Source organism: Vulgatibacter incomptus (assembly GCF_001263175.1).
Taxonomy (GTDB): domain Bacteria; phylum Myxococcota; class Myxococcia; order Myxococcales; family Vulgatibacteraceae; genus Vulgatibacter; species Vulgatibacter incomptus.
In genome coordinates this window covers 1,729,033-1,742,990 of the sequence record NZ_CP012332.1, presented here as the reverse complement: position 1 = coordinate 1,742,990, position 13,958 = coordinate 1,729,033, and the positions used below count along the sequence as shown (strand labels likewise).

The window sequence follows — 13,958 nt, the reverse complement described above, 5'->3', positions numbered from 1 at the left end:
TCGGAGCCCACCCTACGGGCAGCTGAATTCGAAGACGTAGGTCGTGATGTGATCGTCGGCGCAGCGGTCGAAGTCGCACACCGGCGCGGCGCCTTGCGCACGCACGGTGCAGCGCTCGGGTACGCAGAGTGCGGAGCGGTCCTGCCCCATGTACTGAAAGGCGGTCGAGTTGTCGGCGGCGCAGCCGGGATCGCAGTTGCCCACCCTGCCGCTCGGGTCCACGTCGCAGGCGAAGGGCGGGCAGGAGGGGCCCCTGGGCGGGCAGTAGAAGCGCTGGGCGCTGAAGTAGAGCGGATCGGCGTCGAGGCGATCGCCGCCGAAGCCCAGGTCCTCGCCGCAGGCGGCGAGGAACGCGAAGAAGAGCAGAAAGGCGGGGAGGACGGCGAGCCGCGCGGGGCTGCGGACGAACACGGCGGAAACCTCTAAGGGGACGGGCCTCCCCGGATCGGGGGGCGCGAACCTCGCGGGCAGTGTACCATCGCAGGCCCATGCAGCGCCTCGCCCCCGTCCTGATCGCCGCATCCCTCCTCTTCGGCTGTGCCCACCGCCTCGAGTTCGGTCCCTGGGGCCGCCTCGAGGATCCCGACGTCGTGCTCCGCACCATCGATGCCCGCTACGCCGAGGTCTCGGGCCTGGAGGGGCAGGGGAAGCTCGGGATCCAGGCCCCCGCCGGGAGCGGGACCCTCTCGATGGCGGTGGAGGTCGAGAAGCCCGCCTCCATCTACGTGGAGACCGCCGACTTCCTCGGGATCGCCAGGGGGACCTTCGCCACCGACGGCGAGACGGCGTCCTTCTACGACCCCCAGGCGAACGTCTTCCACACCGGGCCTGCGTCGACGGAGATGCTCCGCGGGATCTTCCCGGTGGAGCTCCCGCCCGAAAGGTATACGGCGGCCATGCTGGGCCAGATCCCCCTCCTCGAGACGGACGACGTCCGGATGGAGCTGGAGGAGAAGACCGGCACCTACCTGCTCCGCCTGAGGCGGGGCAGGGTGACGCAGATGGTCCGGGTGGGGACCCGCGACCTCCGCCTCGTCTCGATCGAGACCCGTGGCGAGCCGGGGATCGACGCCTTCTTCTCCGACCACGAGGAGCTCCTCCCGGGCCTGCCCTTCGCGACTACCGTGAAGCTGGTCTTTCCGCGGCAGAAGTCGGAGGTGACGCTCCGCTACACGAAGATCCGGCTGAACCCGGAGACCCGGCCTTCCGACTTCGTCCTCCAGGCACCGGCGGGCGCGCGAATCGAGGGCTCCTGATGTCGAAGCGCGGTTCCCGGGTCGGGCTGGCCCTGTTGCTCTTGGTATCTGCAGCCTGCACCCGCGGACGAACGCCGGAGGAGAAGCAGGCGGCCCGGGCGGCGAGGCTCGCGAGCGCGGCGCCGCTCCCGGAGTGGATCGACGAGCCCTGGCGCGACGGTGTGCTCCCGCCGGGGCTGGAGGAGGGCGAGCCGGTCCAGGGGGGGACGATCACGGTCCGTCTGAACATCGAGCCGGGAAGCCTCGGCTACCTGATCGATCCGGACTGGTGGGCGAAGAAGATCGTCCTCCACGACGTGACCGAAGCGCTGCTCCGCCCGGATCCTCGCGGCCACCCGGACTACCCCCTGGTGCCCGAGCTCGCGGAGTCCTGGGAGGAGTCGGCGGATCACCGCACCCAGACCTTCCATCTGCGCAAGGGCGTGCGGTGGCACGACGGGGCGCCGTTCACCTCGCGTGACGTGAAGTTCACCATCGACCGGATCCTCGATCCCACGGTTCGGGCGGCGCACCATCGCAACGGCTTCGCCGGCCTCGCGCGGGTGGAGACCCCGGACGACCACACCGTGATCTTCCGCTGGAACGAGCCCTATGTCTGGGCTCTGCGGAACCTGGCCTCGCTGCCGATGTACCCGGCGCACGCCTTCGCGGGCTACGAGGGCGCGGCCTTCAACACCGCGCCGTTCATGCGGGCTCCCATCGGCACCGGGCCGTTCCGCTTCGTGTCGTGGAAGGAGAAGAAGGCCATCACCCTGGCGCGCAACGACGACTACTGGGGTCCGAAGGCCCACGTGGATCGCGTCGTCTACCGTGTGGTGGAGGAGGCGAATGTCGCCCAGCAGCTCATGATGCGGGGCGAGCTCGACCTGGACCTCGCCCTCACCCCCGAGCAGTACGTCCAGGTCGCTCAGGAGCGCCGGCTCTTCGAGACCTACCACCGCCTCAAGGCCTTCGACGCGAAGTACAGCTTCATCTCGTGGAACGTGGAGCGTCCGGCGCTGCGGGATCCCCGGGTCCGCAGGGCGTTGACGATGCTCCTGGACCGCGAGCTCATCCGGACCACCCTTCGGCAGGGCGTGGATCTCGAGGCGAACTGCATCTTCTATCACGAGGGGACTTGGTGCGATCCCGGCACGAGGCAGGCGCCCTACGACCCTTTGGCGGCGATCCGGCTCCTCGCGGACGCCGGCTGGAGCGACACCGACGGTGACGGCATCCTCGACAAGGACGGCGTGCCGCTGCGCTTCTCCATCTCCTTGCCGAGCGCACCCTCCACGGAGCAGATGCTGCTCGCCTACAAGCAGGCGCTCTTCCGCGCGGGGATCGAGCTGGAGGTACAGAAGCTCGAGTGGTCGGTCTTCTCCTCGAAGATCCGCGCCCACGAGATCGACGCGGGGATCATGGCCTGGATCATGGATATCGATGGCGACCCCTACAGCGCGTGGCACTCCTCGCAGATACAGGGCGGGTCGAACTACACCGGCTACCGGAACCCCGAGCTGGACCGCCTGGCCGAGGCGATCCGCGGCGAGTTCTCCGCGGAGGCCCGCGCCGAGCTGGGGCGGAGGATCAACTCGATCGTGGTCTCCGACAACCCGCAGACGCTGCTCTTCCACTCGCCGCGCATGATCCTGCTCCACAGGCGCCTAAGCGGCGTCTACGTCTCGCCGATCGAGTCGTTCCAGCTCCGGGACATGTGGATCGATCCCGACTGGCGAAAGCCCGACTTGCGAAAGGAAGCGCGCTAGACCGTGCTCTCGTATCTCACCAGGCGTCTCCTGCTGATGATCCCCGCGCTCCTCGGAGTCACCCTGGTCACCTTCGTGGTGATCCACCTGGCCCCCGGCGATCCCGTCTCGGCGGCGATGGGCGGCGAGATGCAGGCGGACGCGCTGAGCTCCCAGGCAATCGAGCACTTCCGCAAGGAGATGCACCTCGACGATCCGCTCCTCGTCCAGTACGGGCGGTGGATCGGCAGGCTCGCGACCCTCGATCTCGGCACCTCCTGGCGCACGGGCCGGAGCGTCGGCGAGCAGCTCGCCGAGCGCCTCCCGGTGACCATGGCCCTCGGCGGGGCCTCGCTCTTCCTTGTGTATCTGATCGGCCTCCCCCTCGGCGTGATGAGCGCCGTGAGGCGGGGGAGCCTGGGCGACCGCGCGACCACCCTCGTGCTCTTCGTCCTCTACTCCCTCCCCTCGTTCTGGGTCGGGACTCTCGCGATCCTCCTCCTCGGCGGCGGGCGGTATTGGGATTGGATCCCGGTGCAGGGGCTCCGGTCGCCGGACTACGAGTCCATGTCGGCGATGGGCCAGATCCGCGATGTCCTTTGGCACGGCGTGACACCCGTGGTGATGCTGGGCTACGCCTCCCTCGCCAGCGTCTCGCGCTACATGCGCACCGGCATGTTGGACGTGGTGCGCCAGGACTACGTGCGGACGGCCCGGGCCAAGGGGCTCTCCGAGCGCGTGGTGATCTACAAGCACGCGCTGCGGAACTCGCTGATCCCCATCCTCTCCCACCTGGGGACCATGGTGCCCTTCCTCCTCGGCGGGACGGTGATCGTGGAGCGCCTCTTCGGGATCCCCGGAATGGGCCAGCTCATGTTCCAGGCGATCCTCGCCCGCGACTACTCGCTGATCATGGGGATCACCACGGTGACGGCCCTCCTCACCATGCTGGCGATCCTCGTCACCGACCTCCTCTACGCGGTGGTGGACCCCCGCATCTCCTACGGAAAGAAGTGAGAGACTCCTTGTCCGAACGAGCCCGCTCGACGGGCGGTGAAACGCCTCGCGAGGAGGCGCGCGCCGATGCGCCTGCCGGATCGCAGAAGGCGACGCGAGAGCGAACGCGATCGATCCGCGATCGCTTCCTGAAGTCGAAGCTCAACGTCGCTGCGCTCGTGCTGGTCGCTGGCTTCGCCTTGGTGGCGGTCTTCGCGGACTTCATCGCCGCCGATCTGCCGATCGTCCTCCACCTCGACGGCAAGACCTGGATCCTCCCGAACCTCTCCTCGCCGGCGAGCCGCACGCCCGAGCTCCGCCGCCTCGATCCCGAGGGTCTGTGGGAGGCGATGGGCCCGGACGACTGGGCGATCTTCACGCCGGTCGGCCGCGGCCCCACCGACGTCGATCTCCTCGCCCGCCTCAAGGGACCTTCCGCCGAACACTGGCTCGGCACGGACGCCCTGGGCCGCGACGTCCTCGCGCGGATCGTTCACGGAACTCGGATCTCCCTCTCCGTGGGCGTGGTGGCAGTGGGCCTCTACGTGCTCATCGGGGTGCTGCTGGGCGCGCTCGCCGGCTTCTATGGCGGGTGGATCGATCAGCTCGTCTCCCGGCTGATCGAGGTGAAGATGGTCTTCCCCACCTTCTTCCTGATCCTGACGATCATGGGGATCGTGGAGCGGCCGTCGATCTGGCACGTGATGCTCGTGATCGGCCTAACCGGCTGGCCCGGCGTGGCGCGGCTGATCCGAGGCGAGATCCTGCGGGTTCGCGAGCTCGACTACGTGGCCGCCATCCGGGCCCTCGGCGGCTCGGACGGCCGGATCCTCCTCCGCCACGTGATCCCGAACGCGATGGGCCCAGTGCTGGTGGCGGCCACCTTCGGTCTCGCAGGGGCGATCCTCACCGAGAGCTCGCTCTCCTTCCTGGGCTTCGGGACGCCGCCGCCCACCGCCTCCTGGGGCGAGCTCCTGACCCAGGCCTACGAGCACGCGATCACGAGCGGCGCCTGGTGGCTCACCGTCTTTCCAGGCCTCGCGATCTTCCTCACCGTCACCGCGTACAACCTGGTGGGGGAGGGTCTCCGTGATGCGATGGACCCGAGGCTCCGCTCCTAGTATGGTCCGGCAGATGACAACCACGAGAGTGAAGCTGGGAGAGCTGCTTCTCGCGAGCGGCGCGATCGACAAGCTGCAGCTCGAGGCCGCGCTGGGCCACCAGCGGCGCTGGGGCGGCAGGCTGGGCGAGATCGTGGTCGACATGCGCTTCGCGGGCGACGACCGGATCAGCGGCGCGCTGGCCCGCCAGCTCGGCGTCCCTGCGGTGGACGTGACCGCGCGTGAGATCCCGGCCGAGATCATCGGCCTGATCCCGCAGGCCCTCTGCGAGAAGCACAACCTCCTGGCGTTCGACCTCCAGAAGACCGAGCGCGGCCCCGGACGGCTCTTCGTCGCCATGAGCGATCCGACGAACCTCGAGGCCATCGACGATCTCCGCTTCCGCACCGGCATGAGCATCGCGGTCGCCGCGGCGCCCGTCTCCGCGATCGACGCCGCGCTCCGGCACTATTTCCACGGCGCTCCGCTGCAACTGGCCCCGGAGATCGTGACCAACGCCGCCCCGATGTTCGGGGACGCGCCTCAGTTCGAGTTCGGGACCGAGGCCGAGGAGGACAAGGGGCCTGACATGGTCGTGGTCGAGCTCTCCGACCTCTTCGACATGTCGCCTCCTCCGCCCAGCCAGTCGAGCTCCGAGGCGGAGCAGATCGCGTATCTCCAGCTCGAGGTCATCGAGCGGATCGAGGCGCTGGCGAGGCGCACCGAGGATGGCGACCAGCCGGTCCCGCCCTGGAAGCTCTTCGCCTCGCTCGTCTCGCTCCTGGTTCGCCAGGGGATTATCCGAGACGCCACCTTCCTGGACGAGCTCGTAAAGGAATGACCGGCTTCGCCCCGGACGAATCCGAGGAGCAGGCGCGCCCGGACGGCGAGGCAGTCGGGCCGCTCCTCTCAATCGAGGGGCTCCGGACCGAGTTCCGCACCGACGGCCACACCTTCGCCGCCGTCGACGACGTCTCGCTCGCGATCGGGCACGGCCAGACCCTAGGGATCGTCGGCGAGTCGGGCTGCGGCAAGAGCGTCACCGCCCTGTCCGTGATGGGCCTGGTCCAGGCGCCGGGGCGGATCGCCGGTGGGCGGATTCTCCTGGACGGTGAGGATCTCCTCGCCAAGAGCGAGCGCGAGCTGCGGCGGATCCGGGGCAACCGGATCGCGATGATCTTCCAGGAGCCCATGACCTCGCTGAACCCGGTGTTCACCGTGGGCGACCAGCTCGGCGAGGCGGTGCGGCTGCACCAGAAGAAGAGCCGGGCCGAGGCCCGGGAGCGGGCGATCGAGCTCCTGAAGCTGGTGGGGATCCCCTCGCCGGAGACGCGGGTGGACGCCTATCCGCACGAGCTCTCCGGCGGCATGAGGCAGCGGGTGATGATCGCCATGGCGCTCGCCTGCGATCCCGAGCTCCTCATCGCGGACGAGCCCACCACCGCCCTCGACGTCACCATCCAGGCGCAGATCCTCGCGCTCCTCCGCAAGCTGCAGCGGGAGAGGGGCCTCGCCGTGATGCTGATCACCCACGACCTCGGTGTCGTCGCCGAGAGCTGCGAGCAGGTGGCGGTGATGTACGCCGGCAAGGTGGTGGAGCGATCCTCCGCCGCCGCGCTCTTCGCGGCGCCGCGCCATCCCTACACCGCAGGCCTCCTCCGCTCCCTCCCAGGCGCCGCTGGCGCCGCGGGCCGCGGCAAGGGCACGAGGCTCGAGGCGATCCCGGGCGTCGTCCCGGCGCCCGATCGAATGCCCGCTGGCTGCCGCTTCCGCGACCGCTGCGACCGCGCGGTCCCCGCCTGTGCCCGCGAGATTCCGCCGCTGGTCGCGCTGGGGCAGGGGCGCGAAGTAGCCTGCTTCAACCCCGTCCCGGAGGCGGCTTGATCCACGAGACCCCGCTCCTGGAGGTCCGCGAGCTCCGCACCTCGTTCTCCGTCCGCGGCGGCGTCCTCGGCAGGGAGGTCGCCAGGGTCCGCGCCGTGGACGGCGTCTCCTTCGAGGTGAAAGCCGGGGAGACCCTGGGCCTGGTCGGCGAGTCCGGCTGCGGGAAGAGCACCCTGGGACGCACGCTCCTGCGCCTGGTCGACCCGTCCTCCGGCAGCATCCGCTTCGACGGCCGCAACATCACCGAGCTGTCGCAGCGCGAGCTCCGACCGCTGCGGCGGCAGATGCAGATGATCTTCCAGGATCCCTACTCCTCGCTGAATCCGCGCATGAGGGTGGGGGAGATCATCGGCGAGCCCTTCGCCATCCACGGCCTCGCCAGCGGCGCCGAGCGGCAGCGTCAGGTCGCGGCCCTCATGGAGCGCTGCGGCCTGCGTCCCGACATGGCGGACCGCTACCCCCACGAGTTCTCCGGCGGGCAGCGGCAGCGGATCGGCATCGCCCGCGCCCTCGCGGTGGAGCCGAAGCTGGTCGTCGCCGACGAGCCGATCTCCGCGCTCGACGTCTCGATCCAGGCCCAGATCCTCAACCTCCTCCTCGACCTGCAGGAGGAGCGGGGCCTCACCTACGTCTTCATCAGCCACGACCTGAACGCGGTGGAGTTCATCGCCGACCGGGTCGCCGTGATGTACCTGGGGCGCCTGGTGGAGCTCGCCCCGTCGCGCTCCCTCTACGCCGACCCCCGGCACCCCTACACCCGGGCGCTGCTCTCCGCCGTGCCCTCCATCGATCCGTCGAAGCGGCGCGACCGCGTCGTCCTCGAGGGCGACGTGCCCAGCCCCATCGCGCCGCCACCGGGCTGCTCCTTCCACCCCCGCTGCCCGGACGCCGGCGAGCGCTGTACGCGCGAGTGCCCCGAGCTGTCGCAGGCTGACGACGGCCACGGCGTCGCCTGCTTTCTCCACACGCCGGGCGGGACCGGAGCCAAGCTCCGGGTGGTCGCGGCCTGACCGAAGGTTCGATCTTCAGCCGATCGTCTGGGCGTTCGGGATCTCTTCGGGGCAGCCGACGTGGATCGCCAGGTCGCGGACGAGGCCGTCGGCGAGGTCGTAGACCCAGCCGTGGATCTTGACCCGCTCGCCGCGCTTCCACGCGTTTCGGACGATGCTGGTGCGCGCGACGTTGGCCACCTGCTCGAGCACGTTGAGCTCGCAGAGCCGGTTGGCGCGGGCGTCGACGTCGGCGATGGCGTCGAGCTCGACGCGGTGGTCCTCGTGGACGTCGCAGATGTGCTCGATCCAGCTGTCGATCACGCCGCCGAGCTCACGCCGATCCATCGCGGCACGGACGCCGCCGCAGCCGTAGTGGCCGCAGACGATGATGTCCTGGATCCCGAGGACCTCGATCCCGTACTGGAGCACGCTCAGGCAGTTGAGGTCCGAGTGGACCACGACGTTGCCGACGTTGCGGTGGACGAAGAGGCTGCCCGGCAGGCGGCCCACGATCTGGTCGGGAGGCAGGCGGCTGTCCGCGCATCCGATCCAGAGGAGCTGCGGCCTCTGCTGGTTGCGCAGCCGCGAGAAGAACTCCGGGTCGTTGGCCCGCATGCGCGCGGACCACTCCCGATTGGCGGCGAGGCACTCGTTGAGGAGCTTCATGGGCGGGTACCTACCACAGTGAAACGAGGTCCGTGCCCCGGGATTTCCGCCTCGGCCTGACGGAATGGGCGTCGCAGGTCAAGCGGCGGCGGTCTGCGCCCGCTCCCTGGAGCGGAAGATCCGGAGGGAGATCAGCACCGCCACGCCGAGGATCCCGGCCGCCACGAAGAAGGGCGCGACCTCGCCGCCATGGTCGAAGGTGAAGCCGCCGACGAGCGGGCCGATGACCCGGGCGAGGCTGCCCATGCTCTGGTTCACGCCGAGGATCCGGCCCTGGGAGTGGGACGGCGCCTGCTTGGAGACCAGGCTGGAGAGTGCCGGGGAGCTCAGGCCGTTGCCGAAGGCAAGGATGGCGCAGGCCGCCACGAGGCCCGAGGAGGTGTGGACCTGGCCGATGACCAGGAGGCCGATCATGAGGCCCACGGTGCCGACGAGCAGCATGGCGGCCTCGCCGGCCCACCGCCGCAAGGGGTGGACGATGCCGCCCTGGACCAGGGCGAGGACCACGCCGATGAAGGCGAAGAGGTAGCCGTTCTGGGTGACGTCGTAGCCGAAGCGCTTCGCGGTGAAGAGCGCGAAGGTGGTCTCGAGCTGGGCGAAGCCGACGGTCGTGAGGAAGAAGAGGAGGAAGAGGAGGGGAAGGAAGGGGTGCGAGAGGGACTCGCGGAAGGCCTGGAGGCGCGAGCCCCGGCGCAGCTTCGCCGCCTCCCGCGCCTCGGGCTTCAGCGACTCGGGGAGGATGAAGAAGGCGAGGACCAGGTTGAGGGCCGAGAGGCCGGCGGCGGCGAGGGCGGGGGCTGCGTGGGAGATGCCGGCGAGGAGTCCGCCGACCGCCGGTCCGAGGACGAAGCCCAGACCGAAGGCGGCGCCGATGAGGCCCATGCCCTTGGTTCGCTGCTCGGGGGGCGTGATGTCGGCGATGTAGGCCTGGGCCGTGCCGATGTTGGCGTTGGCCATACCGGCGAAGGCGCGGGCCAGGAAGAAGACCACGAGGTTGGTGGAGGCCGCGAAGAGCAGCATCGCCACCACGTTGCCGGCGATCGACACCAGGAGCACGGGACGCCGGCCGATCCGGTCGGAGAGCCTCCCCCACAGCGGCGCGCAGAGGAACTGCATGCCGGAGTAGGCAGTCATCACGATCCCCACCTGGAAGCCCGTTGCGCCCAGGTCGGAGGCAAAGAAGGGCAGGAGCGGGATGACGAGGCCGAAGCCCAGCAGATCGAGGAAGATCGTGAGGAAGATGACGAGAAGGGGCGATTTGCTCCGGTGCATTCGTTCCTCGTGAAGCGATCGCGCGAGGGGGCGCCGCCTGCCGTCGAACCGGCGGCAAAGGGTTGGCCATACCACAGGCGCCGGCCCCGGGCTTCACTCGTTCGAAGCGGTGGAAGTCACGCCCGGCCGTGCAACGGATAACAGCAGGTTGCCTTGACCACATCCCGTCGAAGCGATAACTCTGCGCCCGCGCTCGGTGTCCCAACGAGCGGAAGGCCTTGGAGGAACGGAGAATTGAGCTCGGTCGCCGCAGCGGGCGTGGAAGCCGGCCGCGCGGGTGTCGTCCGCGATCTCGTGGCGCTCACCAAGCCGCGGATTACCGCGATGGTGGTTTTCACCACCGCGGGCGGCCTCTGGGTCGCGCCCAATCGCCTCCCGCTGGTCCCGTCCCTGGCCGTCGTCGTCGCCACCGCGATGGTCGTGAGCGCGGCGAACGCCCTCAACTGCTGGCTCGAGCGCGACTTCGACGCGCTCATGAACCGCACGCGCAGGCGCCCCCTCGCAGCCGGTCGCCTCTCCCCCGGGCTGGCGGTGGCCTTCGCGCTCGGCCTCGCCGCCGTCTCCCTCTCGGTGCTGACCTTCGCCATCGAGCCGCTCGCCGGGCTGCTCGCCTTCATCGCCCTGGTCAGCTACGTGTGGATCTACACGCCGATGAAGCGGATGAGCTCCGACTCGCTGCTGGTCGGCGCCGTCCCCGGCGCGCTGCCGCCGCTGATCGGCTACGCGGCCGCGACCGGTACGATCGACCTGCCGGGCATCGTGCTCTTCTCGATCCTCTTCGTCTGGCAGCTCCCGCACTTCCTGGCCATCTCGATCCTCTGCCGGGACGACTATGCCCGGGCCGGCTACCGGGTCTTCTCGGTCAGCCGCGGTGAGGAGGCGACCAAGCGCTGGACGGTGGCCTGGGCCGTGGCCCAGCTCGCGGTCTCGCTGCTCGTGCTGCCGCTGGGCATGGCCGGCTGGCTCTACGGGATCGTCGCCACCGTCGCTGGTGTCTGGTTCCTCGCCGACGCCGTCTACGGCCTCCGCCACGGCGGCCTGGTCTGGGCGCGGCGCATGATGCGGGGCTCGCTCCTCTACCTCGCGGCGATCTTCACGGCGCTGATGGTGGGTGCGTGATGCGCAACCTCGCGTTCCTGCTGGTGGCGTCGGCCGTGATCGCCGGCGTAATCGGCTTCCTCACCCTCGACCGGCCCGGCCTCCCGGCGCTCTATCCGATGCCCTCCTTTGAGCTCACGGGCCAGGACGGCAAGGCGTTCTCGTCCAAGGCGCTCGAGGGCAAGGTGGTGGTGGCGAACTTCGTGTTCACGAGCTGCCCCACCGTGTGTCCGACCCTCACCGCCAAGATGGCGGAGCTCCAGAAGGCGCTGGCCAAGGAGGAGCAGGTCCACCTGATGAGCTTCTCGGTGGATCCGAAGAACGACACGCCGGAGGTGCTGAAGGCCTACGGCGAGAAGTTCGGCCAGGATCCGTCCCGCTGGACCTTCGTCACGGGCGACCTGGCCGAGGTGATGAAGGCCGTGGAGCTAGGCTTCCGGATCGGCGTCACGGGCGCCGACGACCCCGAGGCCACCGCCTTCGACATCGTCCACGGCGAGCACTTCGTGCTGGTGGATGCGAAGGGCATGATCCGGGGTTACTACGCGCCGACGCCGGAGGCGCTCGCTCGCCTCGCCGAGGACGCACGGACCGTCGCCGCGGAGTGATCGGCGCCGGATCGCCCCGGCGCCCCCGCTGTCATTCGACCAGGAGTCAAGCCGATGGAGCTGCACCCGCTGATCAACGCGTGCCTGAACGGCACCTCCGCGATCCTGCTCTTCCTGGGGCTCCGCGCGATCAAGCAGGGGAAGCGCGAGCGCCACAAGAAGCTGATGCTCGGCGCCTTCGGTGCCTCGTCGGTCTTCCTCGCGTCGTACCTCCTCCGCTTCGCCATCTCCGGGACCACCCGTTTCCCGGTGGAGGGCGTCTGGAAGGTCGCGTATCTGGCGGTGCTCTTCAGCCATATGTTCCTGGCGATCGCGCTGCTGCCCATGGTCCTCCGGACCCTCTGGCTCCCCCTGACGGGGCGCTTCGAGCCCCATCGGCGGATCGCGCGCTTTACCTTCCCGATCTGGGCCTACGTCTCCGTCACCGGGGTCGCGGTCTACCTGATGCTCTATCACCTGCCGTCATTGCTCCTCTAGCGATGGGTAACCCATGGGGAAGGTCGTCCGGCTCCCGGACTCCGACCGCGACGGCCGACGCTCCATGGGGGTCGGGCTCAGCCTGCTGATCTCCGCCGGGATGTTCGCCGGCCTCCTCGTGCTCCAGGGCATCCTGCGGAGCGGCTCCTCCGGATGGCCCGTGTCGACGGTGCCCCGCCTCCCGAAGCTCCTCCCGTTCCTCGCGAGCGGGGCGATCGCCACGATCTCGATCACGATGTTCGCCGCGGTGCGGGCCCTCCTCTCGGCCCACCTCGAGCGCATGCGCCGCCTCCTCGGCGTGGCGGAGCTCCTCTCCGTAGGCCTCGCCGCCGTGGGGACCGCGCTCTTCGTCGCGGTATCGCTCGCGGGTGGTGGCAGGAGCACCACCGTGGTGGGCGTGCTCGGCCTCCTCCTGGCCCTCTTCGGGGCCCACGTCCTCGCGGGAATCGGAATGCTGGCGTGGCTTCGCCGAGGAGCCCGGCGCGAGCGCTACCACGCCCGGGACTCCATCCACGTTCGCCTCGTCGCCCGCTTCTGGCACTTCCTTGCCGGTTGTTGGCTCGCGATCCACCTTGCCTGCTTCGTGCTCTGAACAGCGGAGCCGAAGCCGGCACGACGGTTGCTCCCTCGTCCCGGAGGAGCGCCGAAGGAGGCGAGGAAGGGAGCGGAAGGCGCGACGGAACTGGCTTCGGCTGTAGGAACGACACCCCGGCGGCCGAACGGGCCGGAAAAACCTCGGGTTCGCCGAGGGCCGGATTTCGCGGTGGGCAGCGCACCAGGAGGGTGGCGACGGCGATGGAGTACGAGATCGCGGCGTTGGCGGGGGAGGGCGAGAGGGCCGAGCTGGAGCTTCCCCGGAATCGGGTGGCGCTCGACCCTGCGCGGGATTCCGAGGGAGGGAGCCGGATCTCGGTCTCGGCTTCCATGAAGAAGATCTTCGAGATGGTGGATCGGATCGCGAACGCCGATGTCCCGGTGCTGATCCGCGGCGAGTCGGGCGTCGGCAAGGAGGTGGTCGCCCGCGCGATTCACGAGAGGAGCAACCGCGCATCAAAGGCCTTCGTGAAGATCAATTGCGCGGCGATCCCCGGCGAGCTGCTGGAGACCGAGCTCTTCGGCCACGAGAAGGGCGCGTTCACGGGCGCCCACGCCGAGAAGCCGGGGAAGTTCGAGCTCGCCAACGGCGGGACCATCTTCCTGGACGAGCTCGGCGAGATGCCCACGGCCCTCCAGGCGAAGCTCCTCCAGGTGCTCCAGGACGAGGAGTTCTACCGGGTCGGCGGCAAGAAGCCGGTGAGGGTCGACGCGAGGGTGGTGGTCGCAACCAACCGGGAGCTGGAGGACGAGATCGAGCGTGGGCGCTTCCGCGAGGATCTCTACTACCGGTTGAACGTGGTGAGCGTCCGCGTCCCCCCTTGCGCGAGCGCAAGGAGGACATCGCGCCGCTCGTGGAGCTCTTCGCGGCGCGCTACGGCGAGCGCTACGCGGGCGGGCGGCCGGAGATCCGGCCGGAGATCCTGCGGAGGTTCCAGGAGCACTCCTGGCCGGGCAACGTCCGCGAGCTCGAGAACATGGTGCGGCGCCTCGTGGTCCTGGGGGACGAGAAGCTCGTGCTCGACGAGCTCGCCGTCCGCGGCGACAACCGCGTGATCGAGCCGCAAGCGGAGGCGCCGGAGGAGGGCCTCAAGACGATCGCGAGGCGCGCGGCGATGCTCGCGGAGGCCCAGGCGATCGAGCAGATGCTCAAGGTGACGGGCTGGAACAAGCGCAAGGCGGCCCAGCGCCTCCACATCAGCTACAAGGCGCTCCTCTACAAGATCAAGGAGTGCGGCATCCAGGATCCCCGCCTGGCAGGGGCCGAGAAGAAGCCGCGCTGACGTCG

General features: G+C 69.5%; 14 protein-coding genes and 1 pseudogene. 12 read left to right on the top strand and 3 right to left on the bottom strand.

The genetic code is table 11. The features are described 5' to 3' along the window. Positions 1 to 12 precede the first annotated feature (12 nt). Positions 13 to 411 carry a hypothetical protein gene (locus AKJ08_RS07125; protein WP_050725433.1) on the bottom strand — a complete coding sequence of 133 codons (399 nt, stop codon included), beginning with the start codon at positions 409 to 411 and terminating at the stop codon, positions 13 to 15. A gap of 77 nt (positions 412 to 488) precedes the next feature. Here AKJ08_RS07125 and AKJ08_RS07120 point away from each other — a divergent pair, with 77 nt between their 5' ends. From AKJ08_RS07120 to AKJ08_RS07090, 7 genes are read left to right on the top strand one after another with little or no spacing between them, the layout of a single operon-like run. Further along, positions 489 to 1,256, top strand: a complete 768-nt coding sequence (locus AKJ08_RS07120; protein WP_050725432.1) for a DUF4292 domain-containing protein — start codon at positions 489 to 491, stop codon at positions 1,254 to 1,256. Beyond that, positions 1,256 to 3,004, top strand: a complete 1,749-nt coding sequence (locus AKJ08_RS07115; RefSeq protein WP_050725431.1) for an ABC transporter substrate-binding protein — start codon at positions 1,256 to 1,258, stop codon at positions 3,002 to 3,004. The genes AKJ08_RS07120 and AKJ08_RS07115 overlap by 1 nt, the downstream gene beginning before the upstream one ends. A gap of 3 nt (positions 3,005 to 3,007) precedes the next feature. Next, positions 3,008 to 4,000 carry an ABC transporter permease gene (locus tag AKJ08_RS07110; RefSeq protein WP_050725430.1) on the top strand — a complete coding sequence of 331 codons (993 nt, stop codon included), beginning with the start codon at positions 3,008 to 3,010 and terminating at the stop codon, positions 3,998 to 4,000. 8 nt (positions 4,001 to 4,008) lie between these two features. Then, positions 4,009 to 5,100, top strand: coding sequence for an ABC transporter permease (locus tag AKJ08_RS07105; RefSeq protein ID WP_205624784.1), 1,092 nt, complete (start codon positions 4,009 to 4,011; stop codon positions 5,098 to 5,100). A 13-nt stretch (positions 5,101 to 5,113) separates the two neighbouring features. After that, positions 5,114 to 5,920, top strand: coding sequence for a GspE/PulE/PilB domain-containing protein (locus tag AKJ08_RS07100; RefSeq protein WP_169788771.1), 807 nt, complete (start codon positions 5,114 to 5,116; stop codon positions 5,918 to 5,920). Then, on the top strand, positions 5,917 to 6,963 hold the full coding sequence (locus AKJ08_RS07095; RefSeq protein ID WP_050725428.1) for an ABC transporter ATP-binding protein: 1,047 nt from the start codon (positions 5,917 to 5,919) through the stop codon (positions 6,961 to 6,963). Before AKJ08_RS07100 ends, AKJ08_RS07095 begins: the two co-directional genes overlap by 4 nt. Further along, on the top strand, positions 6,963 to 7,973 hold the full coding sequence (locus AKJ08_RS07090; RefSeq protein ID WP_050727468.1) for an ABC transporter ATP-binding protein: 1,011 nt from the start codon (positions 6,963 to 6,965) through the stop codon (positions 7,971 to 7,973). The genes AKJ08_RS07095 and AKJ08_RS07090 overlap by 1 nt, the downstream gene beginning before the upstream one ends. 15 nt (positions 7,974 to 7,988) lie before the next feature. On the opposite strand, the gene AKJ08_RS07085 is transcribed toward AKJ08_RS07090, so the two are convergent. Continuing rightward, on the bottom strand, positions 7,989 to 8,621 hold the full coding sequence (locus AKJ08_RS07085) for a carbonic anhydrase (protein WP_050725427.1): 633 nt from the start codon (positions 8,619 to 8,621) through the stop codon (positions 7,989 to 7,991). Between the two features lie 78 nt (positions 8,622 to 8,699). Next, complete coding sequence (locus tag AKJ08_RS07080) at positions 8,700 to 9,893, bottom strand: MFS transporter (RefSeq protein WP_050725426.1); 1,194 nt, start codon at positions 9,891 to 9,893, stop codon at positions 8,700 to 8,702. A gap of 234 nt (positions 9,894 to 10,127) precedes the next feature. On the opposite strand from AKJ08_RS07080, the gene cyoE reads away from it, so the two are divergent. The 5 genes and pseudogenes from cyoE to AKJ08_RS07055 form a co-directional block, all read left to right on the top strand. After that, the gene (gene cyoE, locus AKJ08_RS07075) at positions 10,128 to 11,012 is read left to right on the top strand and encodes a heme o synthase (RefSeq protein WP_050725425.1); all 885 of its coding nucleotides are present in this window, start codon (positions 10,128 to 10,130) and stop codon (positions 11,010 to 11,012) included. Further along, positions 11,012 to 11,599 carry an SCO family protein gene (locus AKJ08_RS07070; RefSeq protein ID WP_050725424.1) on the top strand — a complete coding sequence of 196 codons (588 nt, stop codon included), beginning with the start codon at positions 11,012 to 11,014 and terminating at the stop codon, positions 11,597 to 11,599. Before cyoE ends, AKJ08_RS07070 begins: the two co-directional genes overlap by 1 nt. Before the next feature lie 54 nt (positions 11,600 to 11,653). Further along, complete coding sequence (locus AKJ08_RS07065; protein WP_050725423.1) at positions 11,654 to 12,076, top strand: DUF420 domain-containing protein; 423 nt, start codon at positions 11,654 to 11,656, stop codon at positions 12,074 to 12,076. A 13-nt stretch (positions 12,077 to 12,089) separates the two neighbouring features. Further along, positions 12,090 to 12,668 carry a cytochrome c oxidase subunit 3 family protein gene (locus AKJ08_RS07060; protein ID WP_050725422.1) on the top strand — a complete coding sequence of 193 codons (579 nt, stop codon included), beginning with the start codon at positions 12,090 to 12,092 and terminating at the stop codon, positions 12,666 to 12,668. Positions 12,669 to 12,952: 284 nt separating this feature from the next. Next, positions 12,953 to 13,953: pseudogene (locus AKJ08_RS07055) on the top strand (sigma-54 interaction domain-containing protein); the annotation flags it as partial. Positions 13,954 to 13,958: the final 5 nt, after the last annotated feature.